At 72.7% G+C, this 16615-nt stretch carries 18 protein-coding genes; 4 read left to right on the top strand and 14 right to left on the bottom strand.

What is annotated here, in order from left to right; translation table 11 throughout:
* Window positions 1–158: 158 nt before the first annotated feature.
* The 9 genes from B0675_RS10990 to B0675_RS10950 form a co-directional block, all read right to left on the bottom strand.
* Window positions 159–728 carry an amino-acid N-acetyltransferase gene (locus B0675_RS10990; RefSeq protein ID WP_081218631.1) on the bottom strand — a complete coding sequence of 190 codons (570 nt, stop codon included), beginning with the start codon at window positions 726–728 and terminating at the stop codon, window positions 159–161.
* A 9-nt stretch (window positions 729–737) separates the two neighbouring features.
* The gene (locus B0675_RS10985; RefSeq protein WP_347109727.1) at window positions 738–1187 is read right to left on the bottom strand and encodes a BlaI/MecI/CopY family transcriptional regulator; all 450 of its coding nucleotides are present in this window, start codon (window positions 1185–1187) and stop codon (window positions 738–740) included.
* Between the two features lie 184 nt (window positions 1188–1371).
* Window positions 1372–1557, bottom strand: a complete 186-nt coding sequence (locus tag B0675_RS10980; protein ID WP_081218629.1) for a hypothetical protein — start codon at window positions 1555–1557, stop codon at window positions 1372–1374.
* Between the two features lie 55 nt (window positions 1558–1612).
* Window positions 1613–2248, bottom strand: a complete 636-nt coding sequence (locus B0675_RS10975; protein WP_241539753.1) for a hypothetical protein — start codon at window positions 2246–2248, stop codon at window positions 1613–1615.
* Between the two features lie 336 nt (window positions 2249–2584).
* Window positions 2585–3382, bottom strand: coding sequence for a type III pantothenate kinase (locus B0675_RS10970; protein WP_081218627.1), 798 nt, complete (start codon window positions 3380–3382; stop codon window positions 2585–2587).
* Window positions 3383–3390: 8 nt separating this feature from the next.
* Window positions 3391–4368 carry a carboxylating nicotinate-nucleotide diphosphorylase gene (nadC, locus tag B0675_RS10965; protein ID WP_081221719.1) on the bottom strand — a complete coding sequence of 326 codons (978 nt, stop codon included), beginning with the start codon at window positions 4366–4368 and terminating at the stop codon, window positions 3391–3393.
* Window positions 4369–4373: 5 nt separating this feature from the next.
* Window positions 4374–6143 carry an L-aspartate oxidase gene (locus B0675_RS10960; protein WP_081218626.1) on the bottom strand — a complete coding sequence of 590 codons (1770 nt, stop codon included), beginning with the start codon at window positions 6141–6143 and terminating at the stop codon, window positions 4374–4376.
* A complete protein-coding gene (gene panC / locus B0675_RS10955) occupies window positions 6140–7132 on the bottom strand; it encodes a pantoate--beta-alanine ligase (RefSeq protein ID WP_081218625.1) in 993 nt (330 codons plus the stop codon). The genes B0675_RS10960 and panC overlap by 4 nt, the downstream gene beginning before the upstream one ends.
* Entirely contained in the window at window positions 7129–8067 is a 939-nt protein-coding gene (locus B0675_RS10950; protein ID WP_081218624.1) for a DUF2520 domain-containing protein, read from the bottom strand. Before B0675_RS10950 ends, panC begins: the two co-directional genes overlap by 4 nt.
* A gap of 221 nt (window positions 8068–8288) precedes the next feature.
* On the opposite strand from B0675_RS10950, the gene B0675_RS10945 reads away from it, so the two are divergent.
* Window positions 8289–9494 (top strand): beta-eliminating lyase-related protein, encoded by a 1206-nt coding sequence (locus B0675_RS10945; protein WP_107482605.1) that lies wholly within the window; start codon window positions 8289–8291, stop codon window positions 9492–9494.
* Window positions 9495–9588: 94 nt separating this feature from the next.
* On the opposite strand, the gene B0675_RS10940 is transcribed toward B0675_RS10945, so the two are convergent.
* On the bottom strand, window positions 9589–9807 hold the full coding sequence (locus B0675_RS10940; protein ID WP_081218622.1) for a hypothetical protein: 219 nt from the start codon (window positions 9805–9807) through the stop codon (window positions 9589–9591).
* 157 nt (window positions 9808–9964) lie between these two features.
* Between B0675_RS10940 and B0675_RS10935 the strand changes: the two genes are divergently transcribed.
* Window positions 9965–11071, top strand: coding sequence for a DUF5937 family protein (locus B0675_RS10935; RefSeq protein ID WP_081218621.1), 1107 nt, complete (start codon window positions 9965–9967; stop codon window positions 11069–11071).
* Between the two features lie 52 nt (window positions 11072–11123).
* On the opposite strand, the gene B0675_RS10930 is transcribed toward B0675_RS10935, so the two are convergent.
* From B0675_RS10930 to B0675_RS10920, 3 genes are all read right to left on the bottom strand, one after another.
* Window positions 11124–11756, bottom strand: a complete 633-nt coding sequence (locus B0675_RS10930; RefSeq protein WP_081218620.1) for an AAA family ATPase — start codon at window positions 11754–11756, stop codon at window positions 11124–11126.
* A gap of 64 nt (window positions 11757–11820) precedes the next feature.
* On the bottom strand, window positions 11821–12492 hold the full coding sequence (locus B0675_RS10925) for a response regulator transcription factor (RefSeq protein WP_081218619.1): 672 nt from the start codon (window positions 12490–12492) through the stop codon (window positions 11821–11823).
* A gap of 67 nt (window positions 12493–12559) precedes the next feature.
* Window positions 12560–13765, bottom strand: coding sequence for a sensor histidine kinase (locus tag B0675_RS10920; protein WP_081218618.1), 1206 nt, complete (start codon window positions 13763–13765; stop codon window positions 12560–12562).
* Window positions 13766–13883: 118 nt separating this feature from the next.
* Here B0675_RS10920 and B0675_RS10915 point away from each other — a divergent pair, with 118 nt between their 5' ends.
* Complete coding sequence (locus tag B0675_RS10915) at window positions 13884–14960, top strand: SAM-dependent methyltransferase (protein ID WP_081218617.1); 1077 nt, start codon at window positions 13884–13886, stop codon at window positions 14958–14960.
* On the opposite strand, the gene B0675_RS10910 is transcribed toward B0675_RS10915, so the two are convergent.
* A complete protein-coding gene (locus B0675_RS10910; RefSeq protein ID WP_081218616.1) occupies window positions 14925–16076 on the bottom strand; it encodes an NADH-quinone oxidoreductase subunit D in 1152 nt (383 codons plus the stop codon). The genes B0675_RS10915 and B0675_RS10910 overlap by 36 nt on opposite strands.
* A 31-nt stretch (window positions 16077–16107) precedes the next feature.
* On the opposite strand from B0675_RS10910, the gene B0675_RS10905 reads away from it, so the two are divergent.
* Window positions 16108–16611 (top strand): PH domain-containing protein, encoded by a 504-nt coding sequence (locus B0675_RS10905; protein ID WP_081218615.1) that lies wholly within the window; start codon window positions 16108–16110, stop codon window positions 16609–16611.
* Window positions 16612–16615: the final 4 nt, after the last annotated feature.

Below are 16615 nucleotides of genomic sequence, written 5' to 3'. Positions count from 1 at the left end.
TTATATGCAGTACTGCAGTACGTCGGAAAGCAAACCGCTTTTGCTGCAAAAACACAAACCCCTGGCAGAGACTCAGTGGACAGCGGCCGCCGGGAAAGATGCGCGTTTCGGACATAGGGCACCTGGGCATGGCGCTCGGCCGGAATAGCCGACAGCGATCACAGATGCAGAAGCATCCGGCTGTTGCCCAAGGTGTTCGGTTTCACCCGTTCGAGACCGAGGAACTCCGCCACACCCTCGTCATAGGAACGCAGGAGCTCGGCGTACACCTCGGTGTCGACAGGAGTCTCACCGATCTCCACGAAGCCGTGCTTGGCGAAGAAGCCGACTTCGAAGGTGAGACAGAAAACCCGCCGAACGCCGAGCCACCGGGCGGTCTGCAGCAACTTCTCCAGCAGTTGGTGACCCACCCCGAGGCCCTTGACCGTCGGGTTCACGGCGAGAGTGCGGACTTCCGCGAGGTCTTCCCACATCACGTGCAGCGCACCGCAGCCGACGACCTCGGCGTTGTCGTCGCGTTCCGCGACCCAGAACTCCTGGATGTCCTCGTAAAGAGTGACCGTGGGTTTGTCGAGGAGGATGCGGCGGCGCACGTTCGCGTCAAGGAGCCGGCGTACGGCCGCGACATCGCTGGTCCTGGCCCGTCGGACGGTGAGGGCTTTTGCGGCGACTTCGGGATGCTGTGCCGGAAGATCTGCTGGAACCTCTGCGGGATGCTCTGCTGGCATGAGCGGACGCTATCGCCCGGAGCCGTCCTCGTGGGCGGCGGGGTTCTCCTCGGACGGCTCGGCCGCCGCCGGCCTTTCGGCGGTTTCGGAACCGGGCGGTTCGGGGAGTTCGGGCCCTTGCACCATGCGTACGGCATCCCTGAGAGCGACCCGTTGTTCCTCGCTCATCATCCCGAAGAAGGCGACCAGAGCGGCCGCCGGGTTGTCGCTCTGCGACCAGGCGTCGTTCATGAGGGCGGCGGAGTAGGCGGCTCGCGTGGAGACCGCTTCATATCGATAGGCCCGGCCTTCCGCCTCCCGGCGGACCCAGCCCTTCTGATGGAGATTGTCCAAAACGGTCATCACCGTGGTGTACGCGATGGACCGTTCCTGTTGAAGGTCTTCCAGGACTTCCCGAACGGTCACCGGGCGGTTCCACTTCCACACCCGCGTCATGACCGAGTCTTCGAGTTCTCCCAATGGGCGAGGCACAGTCCAGAACAATAGTGGGAGAGAGTCAACAAAAAGGGCGTACGACTCGAAGAACGTATGAAACACATGAAACGTCCGAGTCGTACGCCGGGCGGGGCGCGGTGCGTGTCGGGGCGGCCGTGCGCCACGGAGCCCCGGGCGGGCGCCGCACGGGGGCGACGCCCTGGAGGGGTCAGGCCCCGGCGTCCTTGGGTCCCGAGGCCTGCTGGGCGCTCTCCGCGCGCGCGAGGACGGCGTCGACGGCCGCGTCCTCCTTGGCCTTGTTGGCGCCGCCCTGGGTCTTCACGATCGTCACGATGAGCCCGATGAAGAAGACGGCCATCACGACGGGGGGCACGAGCGCGGAGACGTAGTCCATGCCTCCAGAGTAGCCAGGGGGCGCCCTGCCGATGTGCCGGGGTCGGCGACCGGGGTCAGCCCGCCGCGAGCTGCTGCGGAGGGTTCGCCGGGGGCGGTCCCGACTTGCGGCGCGGCGGGAAGACCTCACCCGGGGTGGGAATGGGGCGGTCCGTGCGCGGGGTCCTGGCCGGGGGCCGCGCCGGGGGTTTCGGCTCGGCCGTCTTCTCCGGCCGGTCGGCGGACCGGCCTCCGGGCAGCGCGAGCAGCCGGGTGCGGGACGCCGGCACCGACGGGACCGCCGCGACCGAGCGGGCCGCGAGCCGGGTGCGTACGTCCTGCTCGGCGAGGACCCGGCAGCGGTCCAGCAGGGCCGCCGCGGCGGGGTTGCCGCGCAGCGCGCGCAGGGCCGCGAGGTCGTCGGGGTTCGGCCGGTAGCCGGCCGCGAGGACCTCCTCCAGGAGCACGAGGTAGCCGCCGGCGGTGCCCGGCAGCGCGGCGCGGTAGCGGGCGAGGTCCGCCAGCAGGAAGGCCCGCAGTCTGGCCCCCTCGTGGAGCGCCTCGTCGACGGACTCGGCGAGGCGGAGGCAGTCCTGGACGTCCTCGGCCGAGACGGGACTGGGGTGCAGGGCAAGGGCGAGAGCGCGACGGAGCACACGCAGCTCCTCCGCACCGAACGCCATGCCGCCGTGGGATCCGTAGGGCGTGGGCATGCGGCGACGATACGCGCTAATCAGACAAAAGCCGCATAGCGAAAGAAATATGGCGCGCCCCGTTCGGGAGCGGTCATCGGAGAACACCGGGGCGGGGGTCCACGGGAACTCTCCGGGTAAGTCCGCGGGGTAAGTCCGCGGGCAACGACATGGCGGAGATTCCGGGAACAGGTCGCGCACAACGTCGCGGATGCCGAAGAACCCGTTCCCGAAGGAGCCGAAGAAGCCGATGCCGAAGAAGTCGCTTTTCGGGAAGGCGCGGCAGCGGCGCGTCAAATTCCGAAGGAAGTTCGGGGCGATGCTCCGGGGTCCGGCCGGTGGCCGGACCCCGGGGGCTCACAGGCGGGAGACGTTGCGCTCGTAGACCAGGCGCAGGCCGATCAGGGTCAGCCACGGTTCGTGTTCGTCGATCACCGAGGACTCGCCGAGCACCATGGGGGCGAGGCCGCCCGTGGCGATGACGGTGACGTCCTCGGGGTCGTCGGCGAGCTCGCGCGCCATCCGGTTCACGACGCCGTCGACCTGGCCGGCGAACCCGTAGATGATCCCGGACTGCATGGCCTCGACGGTGTTCTTGCCGATCACCGCGCGCGGCCGGGCCACCTCGATCTTGCGGAGCTGCGCGCCGCGCACGCCGAGCGCCTCGACGGAGATCTCGATGCCGGGCGCGATGACACCGCCGATGTACTCGCCCCGCGCGCTGACGGCGTCGAACGTGGTCGCCGTGCCGAAGTCGACGACGATCGCCGGTCCCCCGTAGAGCTCGACGGCCGCGACGGAGTTGATGATCCGGTCGGCGCCGACCTCCTTCGGGTTGTCCGTGAGGATCGGCACGCCGGTCTTGACGCCGGGCTCGACGAGGACGGCGGGGACATCGCCGTAGTAGCGCCGCGTCACCTCGCGCAACTCGTGCAGCACGGACGGGACGGTGGCGCAGATCGCGATGCCGTCGATGCCGTCGCCGAGCTCCTCGCCGAGCAGCGGGTGCATGCCCATGAGGCCCTGGAGCAGCACGGCGAGCTCGTCGGCGGTGCGGCGCGAGTCGGTGGAGATGCGCCAGTGCTCGACGATCTCCTCCCCGTCGAAGAGACCGAGGACCGTGTGGGTGTTGCCTACGTCGATGGTCAGCAGCATGGCCGGGGTTACTCCGCCGCTCGCAGGTCGAGACCGATGTCCAGGATCGGCGAGGAGTGCGTGAGCGCGCCCACGGCCAGGAAGTCGACGCCCGTCCTCGCGTACGCCCCGGCGTTCTCCAGGGTGAGCCGGCCCGACGCCTCCAGGAGGGCCTTGCCCTCGACGACGCCCACCGCCTTCTCGCACTCGGCGGGCGTGAAGTTGTCCAGAAGGATCAGGTCAGCGCCCGCGTCAACGACCTCGCGGAGCTGGTCCAGGGTGTCGACCTCGACCTCGATCGGGACGTCCGGGAAGGCCTCCCGTACGGCCTTGAAGGCCTGGGCGACGCCGCCCGCGGCGACCACGTGGTTGTCCTTGACCAGCGCGGCGTCCGAGAGGGACATGCGGTGGTTGACGCCGCCGCCGCAGCGCACGGCGAACTTCTCCAGGGCGCGCAGGCCCGGCGTGGTCTTGCGGGTGTCCCGGACGCGGGCCTTCGTGCCCTCCAGGGCGTCCGCCCACGCGCGCGTGGCGGTCGCGATGCCGGACAGGCGGCACAGGATGTTGAGCGCGCTGCGCTCGGCGGTCAGCAGGTCGCGGGTACGGGTGGTGACGCTGAGCAGGGTCTGGCCCGCCTCGACACGGTCGCCGTCCTCGACGTGCCGCTCGACCTCGAACTCGTCCGTGCAGACCACCGAGAGCACCGCCTCGGCGACCCGCAGGCCGGCGACGACGCCCGCGTCCCGGGCGGTGAAGTCGCCGGTGGACACGGCGTCCTCGGACACGGTCGCGACGCTCGTCACGTCCACCCCGTGGTCGAGGTCCTCCTGGATCGCCACGTTGGCGATGTCCTCGACCTCCAGGGGGTCGAGTCCGGCGTCGGCGAGGAGCTGGGCGAGCGCGGGGTCGAGGCCGCACTCCAGGTACTCCTCGTCCGTTTCGGCGCCGCAGCCGCAGCCGTCGCCGCAGCCGCCGCTCTGGACGAGGGGAAGGTCGGGGGTGCTCACTTCGGTCACTGCTCCTGGGGACGGGACGGGGGCGCCTGACGAGGCTGCCGGGTCGTCGGGGGGAAGTCTGCGGTATCGGTGGTCCGGACCGCGAGTGTCCGGTCGGGATTCAGCCGTACGACGATGTGGCGGCGCCAGTCCGTGTCGTCCCGGTCGGCGTGGTCCTCGCGCCAGTGGCAGCCGCGGGTCTCCTCGCGCAGGAGGGCGGCGGCGACCAGGACGCGGGCCACGCACAGCAGGTTGGTCGCCTCCCAGGTGTCGACGCCCGGCTCGGAGGTCTTGCCGTTCTCGTCGAGGGCGTCCCGTGCCTCGCTGTGCAGCCGCTGGAGCTGGTCGGCCGCGGTCGCGAGGGACGCCGCGGAGCGCAGCACACCGGCGCCGCCGGTCATGATCCGCTGGATCGCGAACCGGGCCTCGGGGGCGAGCAGCGGGTGCGCGGGCTTCTCGGGGTGCGGGACCGGCTCGGGCACGCGTGCGTGGAGGCCGTCGGCGGCGTGGCTCGCCGCGATGTCGGCGGCGATGCGCTCGGCGTAGACCAGGCCTTCCAGCAGCGAGTTGGAGGCGAGCCGGTTGGCGCCGTGGACGCCGGTGCAGGCCACCTCGCCGCACGCGTACAGGCCGGGGACGGTGGTGTGGCCCCGGGCGTCGGTGCGGACGCCGCCGGAGGCGTAGTGCGCGGCCGGGGCGACCGGCACGGGCTCGGTGACCGGGTCGATGCCGTGGGCGCGGCAGGCGGCGAGGATGGTCGGGAAGCGGTGCTCCCACATGTCGGCGCCGAAGTGCCGGGCGTCGAGGAACATGTGCTCGGCGTCCTGCTCCTGCATGCGGCGCATGATGCCCTTGGCGACGATGTCGCGGGGCGCCAGCTCGGCCAGCTCGTGCTGGCCGACCATGAAGCGCACGCCGTCCGCGTCGACCAGGTGGGCGCCCTCGCCGCGGACCGCCTCGGAGACCAGCGGCTGCTGACCCTCCGCGTCGGCTCCGAGGAACAGCACCGTCGGGTGGAACTGGACGAATTCGAGGTCGGAGACCTCGGCGCCCGCGCGCAGGGCGAGGGCCACGCCGTCGCCCGTGGAGACGGACGGGTTGGTGGTCGCGGAGTAGACCTGGCCCATGCCGCCGGTGGCGAGGACCACGGCGGGCGCGTGCACGGCGCCCACGCCGTCGTGCTGGCCCTCTCCCATGACGTGCAGGGTGACGCCGGCGGTGCGGCCCTCGGCGTCGGTGAGGAGGTCGAGGACGAGCGCGTTCTCCACCGTGGTCAGGCCGCGCGCGCGGACCGCCTCCACGAGGGCCCGGGAGATCTCGGCGCCCGTGGCGTCGCCGCCCGCGTGCGCGATGCGCCGGCGGTGGTGACCGCCCTCCCGGGTGAGTTCGAGGCCGCCCTCCGAGGACTCGTCGAAGTGGGCGCCGGTCTCGATGAGCCGGCGGACGGCGTCGGGGCCCTCGGTGACGAGGATGCGCACCGCTTCCTCGTCGCACAGCCCGGCGCCCGCCACGAGGGTGTCGTCGAGGTGCTGCTCGGGGGTGTCGCCGTCGCCGAGGGCGGCGGCGATGCCGCCCTGCGCCCAGCGGGTCGAGCCGTCGTCGAGGCGGGCCTTGGTGACGACGACGGTGCGCAGGCCAGCGGCCTCGCAGCGCAGGGCCGCGGTCAGCCCGGCGACGCCGGAGCCCACGACCACGACGTCCGCGGTGAGGGCCCAGCCGGGAGCGGGCGCGTGCAGGCGTATGCCGGTGCCTGCGGCGGTGTCTGAACCTGTGCCTTTGCCGGTCACGAGGCGGCTCCGAAGGTGAGGGGGATGTTGTCGATCAGCCGGGTGGTCCCGACCCGGGCGGCGACGGCGAGGACCGCCTCGCCGGTGAAGTCGTCCTGGATGTCGCTGAAGTCGGACGGGTCGACGAGGGCGAGGTAGTCCAGGGTCAGCGGCGGGTTCATGCGGGCCGCCTCGTCGAGGACGAGCCGGGCGGCCGAGCGGACGCCGACGGGTCCGCCGGGGGCGGCCTTCGCGACGGCGTGCGCGTCGGCCGCGGCCCGGGACTCGCCCAGGGCGCTGAGGGCCTCGGCACGCGCGCGGGTGGCGGGCACCTCGCGGGCCCGGGCGCGCAGCGCCTCCTGCGCGGCGTGCCGGTCGCGGCCCGCGAACAGGGCCTGCGAGAGGGCGAGGGCGGTGCGCCGCTCCGCCGCCGCCAGGTAGCGGTTGCGGCTGGAGAGGGCGAGGCCGTCCTCCTCGCGCACCGTGGGCACGCCGACGATGTCCACGCCGAAGTCCAGGTCGCGGACCATGCGCCGGATCAGCGCCAGCTGCTGGGCGTCCTTCTGCCCGAACAGGGCGGTGTCCGGGCGGGTGAGGTGCAGGAGCTTGGCGACGACGGTGAGCATGCCGTCGAAGTGCCCCGGCCGCGCGGAGCCCTCCAGCCGCTCGCCCATCGGTCCGGCGGAGATCCGGACCTGCGGTTCGCCGCCGGGGTAGACCTCGTCGACGGAGGGCGCGAACACGACGTCCGCACCGGCCGCGCCGGCGATCTTCAGGTCGGCGTCGAGGGTGCGCGGGTAGCGGTCGAGATCCTCGCCCTGCCCGAACTGGAGGGGGTTCACGAAGACGGTCACGACGACCTCGCCGTCGTCGCCCGCGATCTCCCGGGCGGTGCGGACCAGGGTGGCGTGCCCCTCGTGGAGGGCGCCCATCGTCATGACGACGGCGCGGCGGCCCCTGCGGGCGCGCGCGTGCAGCTCGGCGGCGGTGCGCAGCAGCGCGGTGGTCATCGGGTGTCTCCCTCGGTCCCCTGGGTGCCGTCCGCTCCGTCGGCGAGTACTCCGAGGAGGTCCTCGGCGAGTTCCGGCTTGAGCAGTCCGTGGGCGAGCGCGCGGTCGGCCGTCGCGCGGGCCATCGCGAGATAGCCGGCGACGGTCTGCGGCGCGTGCTCGCGCAGTTCGGCGACGTGCGCGGCGACCGTGCCGGCGTCACCGCGCGCGACGGGTCCGGTGAGGGCCGCGTCGCCCGATCGCAGGGCGTTGTCCAGCGCGGCGCCCAGCAGGGGGCCGAGCATCCGGTCCGGGGCCTCGACACCGGCGGCGCGCAGCAGCTCCATGGATTCGGCGACCAGGGTCACCAGGTGGTTGGCACCGAGGGCGAGGGCCGCGTGGTAGAGCGGCCGGGACTCCTCGGCGATCCACTCGGGCTCGCCGCCCATCTCGATCACCAGGGCCTCGGCGGCCAGCCGCAGTTCGTCGGGCGCGGTGACCCCGAAAGAGCAGCCGGCGAGCCGCTGGACGTCCACCGCGGTACCGGTGAAGGTCATCGCGGGATGCAGGGCGAGGGGCAGCGCGCCCGCCCTGAGGACCGGGTCGAGGACGCGCGCGCCGTACCGGCCGGAGGTGTGCGCGACGAGCTGGCCGGGGCGGACGGCGCCGGTCTCGGCGAGTCCCTCGACGAGACCGGGCAGGGCGTCGTCCGGGACGGTCAGCAGCACCAGTTCGGAGCGCTCCAGGACCTGCGCCGGAGGGAGCAGCGGCACGTCGGGCAGCAGCTGCGCCGCGCGGCGCCGGGAGGCGTCCGAGACGCCCGAGACGGCCACCGGGCGGTGGCCGGCGAGCTGGAGCGCCGCGGCGAGCGCGGGGCCGACACGACCGGCGCCGACGACGCCGACGGCGAGCCGCGCGGGGCGGTCCTTGGGCTCTGACTGCGGGAATGTACTCACTCGACGGCGGCCTTCCGTTCCAGTCCGCTCCGGGTACCGGACGATTTCTCGTCATGTTAACGCGATTGCCTCGGGGGGCGTTCGGTCGTCCACAGGCTGTGGGTGCCCGCGGACGGGCCCGGCATCCGGTGCCTCGACCGCGCGGACACGATCCGCGCAGGTCACGGGCGTGCGGAAAATTCGAGATGACCGGCCGGGCAGGCTCAGGACATCATCCAGGGATGAACGACAGGGCGGCAGAGACCGGTACGGAGCCTGCGGAGCAGGCCGGGGAAGAGGCGGCGCGGCTGTCTCCCAAGGAGCGGTTCGAGCGGCGCGCGGTCGCCTGGAAGAAGGCGGAGCGGGTGCTGTGGCGGCCCAGCTACCAGCAGACGCTCCGTGAGCGCCTGGCATGGCTCGGCGAGGCCGCCGAGGAGACGTACGACCTCGACGGGCGGGTCGACATGTACGGCGACGGCATCGTCGAGGCCCTGGAGGAACGCGTCGCCGGGCTGCTGGGCAAGGAGGCCGCGGCGTTCTTCCCGACCGGCACCATGGCCCAGCAGGTCGCGCTGCGCTGCTGGGCGGGCCGCACCGGGAACCCGACGGTGGCCCTGCACGCCCTCAACCATCCGGAAGTCCATGAGCGGCACGCGTTCAGCCAGGTCAGCGGCCTGCGCCCAGCGCGTCTGACGGACGAGCCCCGGATGCCGACCGCCGAGGAGGTACGGGACTTCCCCGAGCCGTTCGGCGCGCTGATGCTGGAACTGCCGCTCAGGGACGCCGGTTTCGTCCTGCCCACCTGGGAGGAGCTGACCGAGGTCGTGGAGGCGGCGCGCGAACGCGACGCGGTGGTCCACTTCGACGGGGCCCGCCTCTGGGAGTGCACCCCGCACTTCGGCCGCCCGCTCGACGAGATCGCGGGCCTCGCGGACAGCGTGTACGTCTCGTTCTACAAGTCCCTCGACGGCTTCGGCGGCGCCGCGATCGCGGGCCCCAGGACGCTCGTCGACGAGGCGAAGACCTGGCGGCACCGGTACGGCGGCATGATCATCCAGCAGTTCCCGACCGTCCTGTCCGCCCTCATCGGCCTGGAGCGGGAACTGCCCCAGCTACCCGAGTACGTCGCCCACGCGCGCGTGGTGGCCACCGCCCTGCGCGAGGGGCTCGCCGAGGCCGGGCTGCCGTGGGCGCGCGTCCACCCGGAGGTGCCGCACACCCACCAGTTCCAGGTCTGGCTGCCGTACGACCCGGACGTTCTCGGCGACGCGGCGCTGCTCCAGACCGAGGAGACCGGGACGGGCCTGTTCGGCCAGGGCTGGGCGCCCGGCGGCCCGGGCCTCTCGCTCACCGAGGTCACCGTGGCCGGGCCGGGCCTGGAGTGGACGGCCGACGACGTGAAGGCGGCAGTCCGAGAGTTCGTGAAGCGGCTGCCCGCGCGTCCGTGAAGCGGCTGCCCGCGCGATCGTGAGGCGACTGCCCGCGCATGCGTACGCGGCTGTCCGGGGCGGGCGCCGGCCGGCCGGCCTCGCGGGTCCGGGGTCAGCAGGCCGGGTGGTGGCGCCCTCCGTGGAGCCACCGGCCCAGCGCGCCCCGGATCCGCCCCCGCGCCGGACGCCCGGCCACGACCGCCCGGAAGCGCCGGTACTCCCGCACTTCGCGCACGGTCTCGGCGTCGTGGGTGCCCGGCGCCGGAGGGGCGGGCTCCCCGTGCTGCGCGGCCCGGTACGTGTCTAGGAGGTACTGCTGGGTGATGCTCATGACGGATCGCCTCTCGGGACGGTGACGGGATCCGAAGGCCCGCGCGCAAGGCCCTGCTCATCCCAGGTTGCGCCTGATCACGACGGGTGTCCCGTCGGCCGAGGGCCGCGGTGGATCGACGGCGGCCGCTGTCGGTGGCGGGGTGCACCATGGGGGCATGAGCGTGCGTATCGACGTCGGCGGGCTGCGGCCGGAGCGGATCCGTTTCGTGCCGTCCCCGCTGGCCGAGCTGGGCATGGCGCTGCACGCCCTCGCGGAGCCCGGCCACCACCCCGGCCTCCAGGGCTGGGCGACCGGCGTGACCGCCGGGCTCGACCCGCACCTCGCGGACCGCATGTGCGAGGCGGACTTCCTGTGGCGTACGACGTTCTCGGACCTGTTCCTGCCCTGCGCGGGCGTCCCCGGCGGGGCCACCCTGCCCGGCGGGACGCTCGCCGAGGACCTGGACCTGCTCGACAAGCTCACCGACGAGCAGTTCGTGGACGCGGCCCTGGAGTTCACCTCCGCGCTGGCGTACAGCTCCGCGGGACCGCACGCCCTCACCGATCCCGAGGTGCGGCGCAGGGCCGTCGACCTGGCCGCCTCGCGCGGCCCGCAGCAGACGCGGTTCACCGAGCGGCTGCTGACGGACCCGCCGGGCGTCCGGGCCTGGCTGCGACAGTTCCTGGAGGACTGCGACGAGGCCTTCTTCGCCGAGACCTGGTCCCGGCTGCGGCACCCGCTGGCCGCCGAGGCCCGGCACCGGACCGAGCTGCTCCGCCGCAGGGGCCTCGCCGAGACGCTGTCCTCCGTCTCCTCCGCGCTGTCGCTGGACGAGACGGCCGGGCGCATCGTCGTCGACAAGCTGACCGAGGGGCACACGGTCACGGCCGACGGCGGTCTGCTCCTCGTCCCCACCAGCCTCGGCCGCCCGCACCTGATGGTCCTGCACCGGTACCGCTGGCAGCCCGTGCTGCACTACCCCGTCAGCTCCCCCGACCTCGCCGTACCGCCCTCCGTGGAGCAGCTCACCCTGCGCATGACCGCCCTGTCCCATCCGGTGCGGATGCGCATCTGCCGTCACCTGGCGCGCAGCGCGTACACCACCGGCGAGCTGGCGCACGTGCACGGCATGACCGCGCCGGAGATATCCCGGCACCTGGGCGTGCTCAAGAAGGCGGGCCTGATCACCACCCGGCGGCGCGGCCGGTACGTGCTGCACCAGTTGGACGTCGGCGTGGTCGCCCGGCTGGGCAGCGACTTCCTGGAAGGCCTGCTGCGGTAGGACCGACCGCCGGTGGCCGTGCGGAAGGGATCGCGCGGACGGGCGCCGGAGGTCAGTCGAAGCGGATGTGGCGCGCGCTCGTCCACGCGCGCCGCAGCCGCCCGCGGACGAGCCCGTCGCGGTTCGGCGTGAGCGTCAGGCCCGCGAGGACCGCGATCCGTTCGGCGGTCCGCGCGACCGACGTCCGGTCGGTCCACAGATGCTCGGCGAACTCCGGTTCGCGCAGCCGCTCCAGGCAGTGGTCGAGCTGCGCCACGGCCCAACTCTCGCGCCGCAGCGGGGCGTCCTTCCCGGCGACGTACCGCAGCAGTCGCCCGAAGCCGCGCTCCCGCAGCCGCCCCAGGACGGTCTCCCGCTCGGCCAGCAGCGTGAAGTGCCGTACGTCGTGGCCGAGTTCACGCAGGCGGCCGACCGTCTCCGCGAAATAGCGCGGATCGGTCACCGTCATGGGCGCGATGACCACACCGTCGTGCCGACCGAGCGTGAGGTCGAGCACCTCGACGACGCCCTGCCGCCAGGACGCCAAGTCCTGGAAGTCGCCGCGCAGTTCGGGAGGCAGCATCCGGCGCAGACCGAAGCCGGGATGTTCCGGGTCGCAGATGACACTGCCGGGCAGCCGGCGCCGGATCTCGTGTGCGGTCTGTGTCTTGCCGCCCCCGAAGGGGCCGTTGATCCACAGGAGCATGCGCAGACCCTAGTGGGCGCCGGTCACACCCCGGTCACGTCTTCGGCCCCGGGCGCCGTGCGGGTCAGCCGAGCCCGCCGGCCCGGACCAGGCCCGTCTCGTACGCCAGGACGACGACCTGGACCCGGTCGCGCAGCCCCAGCTTCGTCAGGATGCGCCCCACATGGGTCTTCACGGTGGCCTCGGAGAGGACGAGCCGCGCCGCGATCTCGCCGTTCGACAGGCCCTGCGCGACAAGGATCATCACCTCGCGCTCCCGCTCGGTGAGCCGCTCCAGGCCCTTGTGCTGGGGCTCCTTGCCGGTGTTGGGCAGCATCGGCGCGAACCGGTCGAGCAGCCGCCTCGTGGTGGACGGCGCGACCACCGCGTCACCGCTGTGCACGGACCGGATGGCGGCCAGCAGCTCACCGGGCGGCACGTCCTTGAGCATGAAGCCGGAGGCGCCCGCCTTCAGCCCGGAGAACGCGTACTCGTCGAGATCGAAGGTGGTGAGGATCAGCACCTTCGGCGGGTTCGGGTCCGAGCAGATGCGGCGGGTCGTCTCCACACCGTCCAGCTTCGGCATGCGGACGTCCATCAGCACCACGTCGACCGCGGTGGCGCTCAGCACCTGGAGGGCCTCGACGCCGTCGCCCGCCTCGGCCACGACCTCCATGTCCGGCTGGGCGGCGAGCACCATCCGGAAGCCGGTGCGCAGCAGCACCTGGTCGTCGACGAGCATCACGCGGATCGCCATCGGGGTCCTTTCACTTCGTGCGGATCACCGTACGGATCAACCTACGGTTCGAGCGTGTGTACAGGTGTCAGTGGGCCGGTTTGAGCGGCAGCAGCGCGCTGATGCGGAAGCCTCCACCCGGGCGCGGCCCCGCGTCCAGGGTGCCGCCGACCATGCCGATGCGCTCCCGCATGCCGATCAGGCCGTGGCCCTGCCCGTCGGCGCCCCCCTCCTCGTACAGCTCGTGGGGTGCGCCCTTGCCGTCGTCCTCGACGAGCAGGCCGAGGCCGTCGTCGAAGTAGACCAGGCGGACACTCGCCCCCGCGTTCGGCCCCCCGTGCTTGCGGGTGTTGGTGAGTGCCTCCTGCACGATGCGGTACGCCGTCAGCTCGACGCCGCTGGGCAGCGGACGCGGGGTGCCCTCGACCTTGAAGTCGACGGGGAGACCGGACGCACGGCACTGCTCGATGAGATCGTCGAGCTGCTCGACGTCGGGTTGCGGCACGTACTCGCCGACCTCCTGGTGCTCGCCGGTGCGCAGGACTCCGAGCAGGCGGCGCATCTCGGCGAGGGCCTGGCGGCCGGTCCCGGAGATGGTCTCCAGTGCCTTTTTGGCCTGGTCCGGGGCGGTGTCCATGACGTAGGCGGCGCCGTCGGCCTGGACCACCATCACCGAGACGTTGTGCGCGACGACGTCGTGCAGCTCGCGGGCGATCCGGGCGCGCTCGGCGGCGACGGCCACCTTGGCCTGCGCCTCACGCTCCTTCTCCAGCCGGGCCGCGCGCTCCTCCAGCTGGGCGAGGTAGGCCCGGCGGGTGCGGATCGAGTCGCCGAGCACCCAGGCGAGCGCGAACGGGACGGTCTGGAAGATCGCTATGAGGACGCTGCCCAGGGCGCCCGACTCGTTCGCCGGCCAGCGCAGCTGCGCGAGCGTGCCCGCGCACAGGCCGCCGACCAGCGCGAACCGCGAGGCCCAGCGCGCGCCGTCCGCGGCGACCGTGTAGATGATCACCAGCATCGCGAAGTCGGCGGTCATCACCTCGACGTCGACGACGAGCTGCACGAAGCCCATGGCCGCGGCCAGGACGAGCATCTTCTCCGGCATCCGGCGGCGCAGCGCGACCGCCACGCACAGGAAGAAGGCGATGGGCAGCGACTCGGCGATCGACCCGTGGTGGTCCGCGGCCCCGTCGACACTGACGATGTTCACGCCGGTGATCCCGAGCAGGGCGACGGCCCAGAAGCTGTCGACCCATGTCGGGTGCCTGCGGAGAAAGTCATAGAGGCGCTGCACGTAACCCAGAGTAGGGAAGCGTGCAGTGTGCAGGGGTCAACCGGAGGACCGATCCGGGACCGCCCCTCGTACTCCCCAAGGTGGAGGCCCTCCCGTTCCCGGCGCTTAATGTGGGCCGGTGACAGCGACGACAGGCCTCAGGGCGAACGGCCGGTGGCGCGGGTGGCGCGAGGCGACGCACGAGGCGTTGTACGGGCCCGCCGGTTTCTACCGCAGGCCCGAGGGGCCCGCGGGGCACTTCCGGACCTCGGTGCACGCGTCCCCGCTCTTCGCGGAAGCCGTGGCGCGGCTGCTGTGCCGTCTGGACACCGCGCTCGGCCGGCCCGGGGAGCTGGCGTTCGTCGACATGGCTGCCGGCCGCGGTGAGCTGGCGGCCGGAGTGCTCGCCGTCCTCCCCGCCGAGGTGGCCGCCCGCGTGCGCGCGTACGCGGTCGAGCGCGCCGGCCGTCCGGCCGGTCTGGACGCCCGGATCGCCTGGCGCGCCGAGCCGCCGCGCGGGATCACCGGGCTGCTCTTCGCCAACGAGTGGCTGGACAACGTGCCGGTCGACGTCGCCGAGGTGGACGCGGAGGGGGTGCCGCGCCTGGTCCTCGTGGGAGACGACGGCTCCGAACGCCTCGGGGAGCCGGTCGGCGGCGCGGACGAGGAGTGGCTGCGCACCTGGTGGTGGCCGCCGTCCTCCGTCCCTTCCGAAGGCTCCCGTGCCGAGATCGGGCTGCCCCGGGACCTGGCCTGGGCCGACGCGGTGGCCTCGCTCGACCGGGGGCTCGCGGTCGCCGTCGACTACGCCCACTTCGCCGGACGGCGGCCGCCCTTCGGGACCCTCACCGGGTTCCGCGACGGGCGGGAGACGGCACCGGTGCCGGACGGTTCGTGCGACATCACCGCCCATGTGGCGCTGGACGCGTGCGCACGGTCCGGAGGACACCTGACGACGCAGCGCGCGGCGCTTCGGGCGCTGGGCGTGAGCGGCGCGCGCCCCCCGCTCCCGCTCGCGTCGACGGACCCCGCCGGTTACGTCCGTGCCCTCGCGGGCGCCGGGGCGGCGGCGGAGCTCACCGCGCCGGGCGGCCTCGGCGACTTCGGCTGGCTGATCCGTCCCGTCGGCCTCCGGGACAGCGCCGAATCCGTCGCCGCGGAGGGCGACCCCTTCGCCGCGCTACTTGTCGATGTCCCCGACGACGAAGAACAGTGACCCGAGGATCGCCACCATGTCGGCGACCAGCGTGCCGGGCAGCAGCTCGGTGAGCGCCTGGATGTTGTTGTACGACGCGGAGCGCAGCTTCAGCCGGTACGGCGTCTTCTCGCCCTTGCTGACGAGGTAGTAGCCGTTGATGCCGAGCGGGTTCTCGGTCCACGCGTACGTGTGTCCCTCGGGCGCCTTGAGGACCTTGGGCAGCCGCTGGTTGATCGGCCCGGGCGGCAGCTCGGCGAGCCGGTCCAGGCAGGCGTCCGCGAGGTCCAGCGAGACGTGCGTCTGCTCCAGGAGGCACTCGAAGCGGGCCAGGCAGTCGCCCTCCTGCCGGGTGACGACGCGCAGGGTGTCCCGCAGCTCGCCGTACGCGAGATAGGGCTCGTCACGGCGCAGGTCGAAGTCCACACCGGAGGCACGCGCGACGGGACCGCTCACTCCGTAGGCGTGCACGGCCTCCGCCGAGAGGACGCCCACACCGCGGGTACGTCCCCGGAAGATCTCGTTGCCGAGCACCAGGTCGTCGTAGACGCCCATCCGCGAGCGCAGCGCGGCGACGGAGGCACGCGCGCGGGTGGCCCATCCGGCCGGGAGGTCCTCCTTGAGGCCGCCGACCCGGTTGAACATGTAGTGCATGCGCCCGCCGGAGATCTCCTCCATGACGTGCTGCAGTTCCTCGCGCTCCGTGAAGGCGTGGAAGATCGGGGTGATCCCGCCCAGCTCCAGGGGATAGGACCCCAGGAACATCAGGTGGTTGAGGACGCGGTTCAGCTCGGCGAGGAGCGTGCGGGTCCACACCGCGCGCGCGGGCACCTCCATACCGAGCATCCGCTCCACGGCGAGGACGACGCCCAGCTCGTTCGAGAAGGCGGACAGCCAGTCGTGGCGGTTGGCCAGCATGATGATCTGGCGGTAGTCGCGCGCCTCGAAGAGCTTCTCCGCGCCGCGGTGCATGTAGCCGACGACCGGCTCCGCGTGCTGGATCCGCTCGCCGTCGAGCACGAGCTTCAGTCGCAGCACACCGTGCGTGGACGGGTGCTGGGGGCCGATGTTGAGCACCATGTCGGTGCTCTCCGCGGCGCCGCCGATACCGACCATGGTCTCCGTCGTAGGAGTCATGGACACAGTCTGTCGTACGTACGCTTGCCCCATGGAGATGGGGAGCACGCAGACGGCCGAGAACGCGACGCCCGAGCCGGTCTGGACGGGGCTGCCTCCGGGGCTGCTGCGGATGCGCCGACTGCTGCTGGTGGTGTGGCTCGGGCTGCTGACGGTCGCCGTCGGGGTGCTTCTCGGCGTGTTCGCGGGCCCCGGCTGGGCCCTGTTCGCGCTGCTCCCGCTCGCCGCGGCCGGATGGGGCTGGCGCATGCTGGGCCGCAACTGGCGCTCCTGGCGGTACGCCGAGCGCGCCGACGACCTGCTGATCAGCCGGGGCGTGCTGTGGCGTGAGGAGACCGTGGTGCCGTACGGGCGCATGCAACTGGTCGAGGTGACCTCCGGGCCGGTGGAGCGGCACTTCGGGCTGGCCAGCGTGCAGCTGCACACGGCGGCCGCCGCCACCGACGCCTGCATCCCCGGGCTCGACCCGGCCGAGGCGGAACGGCTGCGCGACCGGCTGACCGAGCTCGGCGAGGCCCGATCGGCGGGCCTGTGAGCAC

The organism is Streptomyces sp. M41(2017) (assembly GCF_002078175.1).
In the GTDB taxonomy this organism is placed as follows: Bacteria; Actinomycetota; Actinomycetes; order Streptomycetales; family Streptomycetaceae; genus Streptomyces.
Note: the sequence above shows the minus strand (reverse complement) of the source record. Positions and strands in the feature narration are given on the sequence as shown.

Coding starts and splice junctions, on each gene's coding strand:
- B0675_RS10935 (WP_081218621.1), top strand. CDS start 9,965: ATGAGCGTGCGTATCGACGTCGGCGGGCTGCGGCCGGAGCGGATCCGT.
- B0675_RS10905 (WP_081218615.1), top strand. CDS start 16,108: ATGGAGATGGGGAGCACGCAGACGGCCGAGAACGCGACGCCCGAGCCG.
- B0675_RS10970 (WP_081218627.1), bottom strand. CDS start 3,382: ATGCTGCTGACCATCGACGTAGGCAACACCCACACGGTCCTCGGTCTC.
- B0675_RS10945 (WP_107482605.1), top strand. CDS start 8,289: ATGAACGACAGGGCGGCAGAGACCGGTACGGAGCCTGCGGAGCAGGCC.
- B0675_RS10980 (WP_081218629.1), bottom strand. CDS start 1,557: ATGGACTACGTCTCCGCGCTCGTGCCCCCCGTCGTGATGGCCGTCTTC.
- B0675_RS10990 (WP_081218631.1), bottom strand. CDS start 728: ATGCCAGCAGAGCATCCCGCAGAGGTTCCAGCAGATCTTCCGGCACAG.
- B0675_RS10930 (WP_081218620.1), bottom strand. CDS start 11,756: ATGCTCCTGTGGATCAACGGCCCCTTCGGGGGCGGCAAGACACAGACC.
- B0675_RS10975 (WP_241539753.1), bottom strand. CDS start 2,248: ATGCCCACGCCCTACGGATCCCACGGCGGCATGGCGTTCGGTGCGGAG.
- B0675_RS10910 (WP_081218616.1), bottom strand. CDS start 16,076: ATGACTCCTACGACGGAGACCATGGTCGGTATCGGCGGCGCCGCGGAG.
- B0675_RS10940 (WP_081218622.1), bottom strand. CDS start 9,807: ATGAGCATCACCCAGCAGTACCTCCTAGACACGTACCGGGCCGCGCAG.
- B0675_RS10925 (WP_081218619.1), bottom strand. CDS start 12,492: ATGGCGATCCGCGTGATGCTCGTCGACGACCAGGTGCTGCTGCGCACC.
- panC (WP_081218625.1), bottom strand. CDS start 7,132: ATGACCACCGCGCTGCTGCGCACCGCCGCCGAGCTGCACGCGCGCGCC.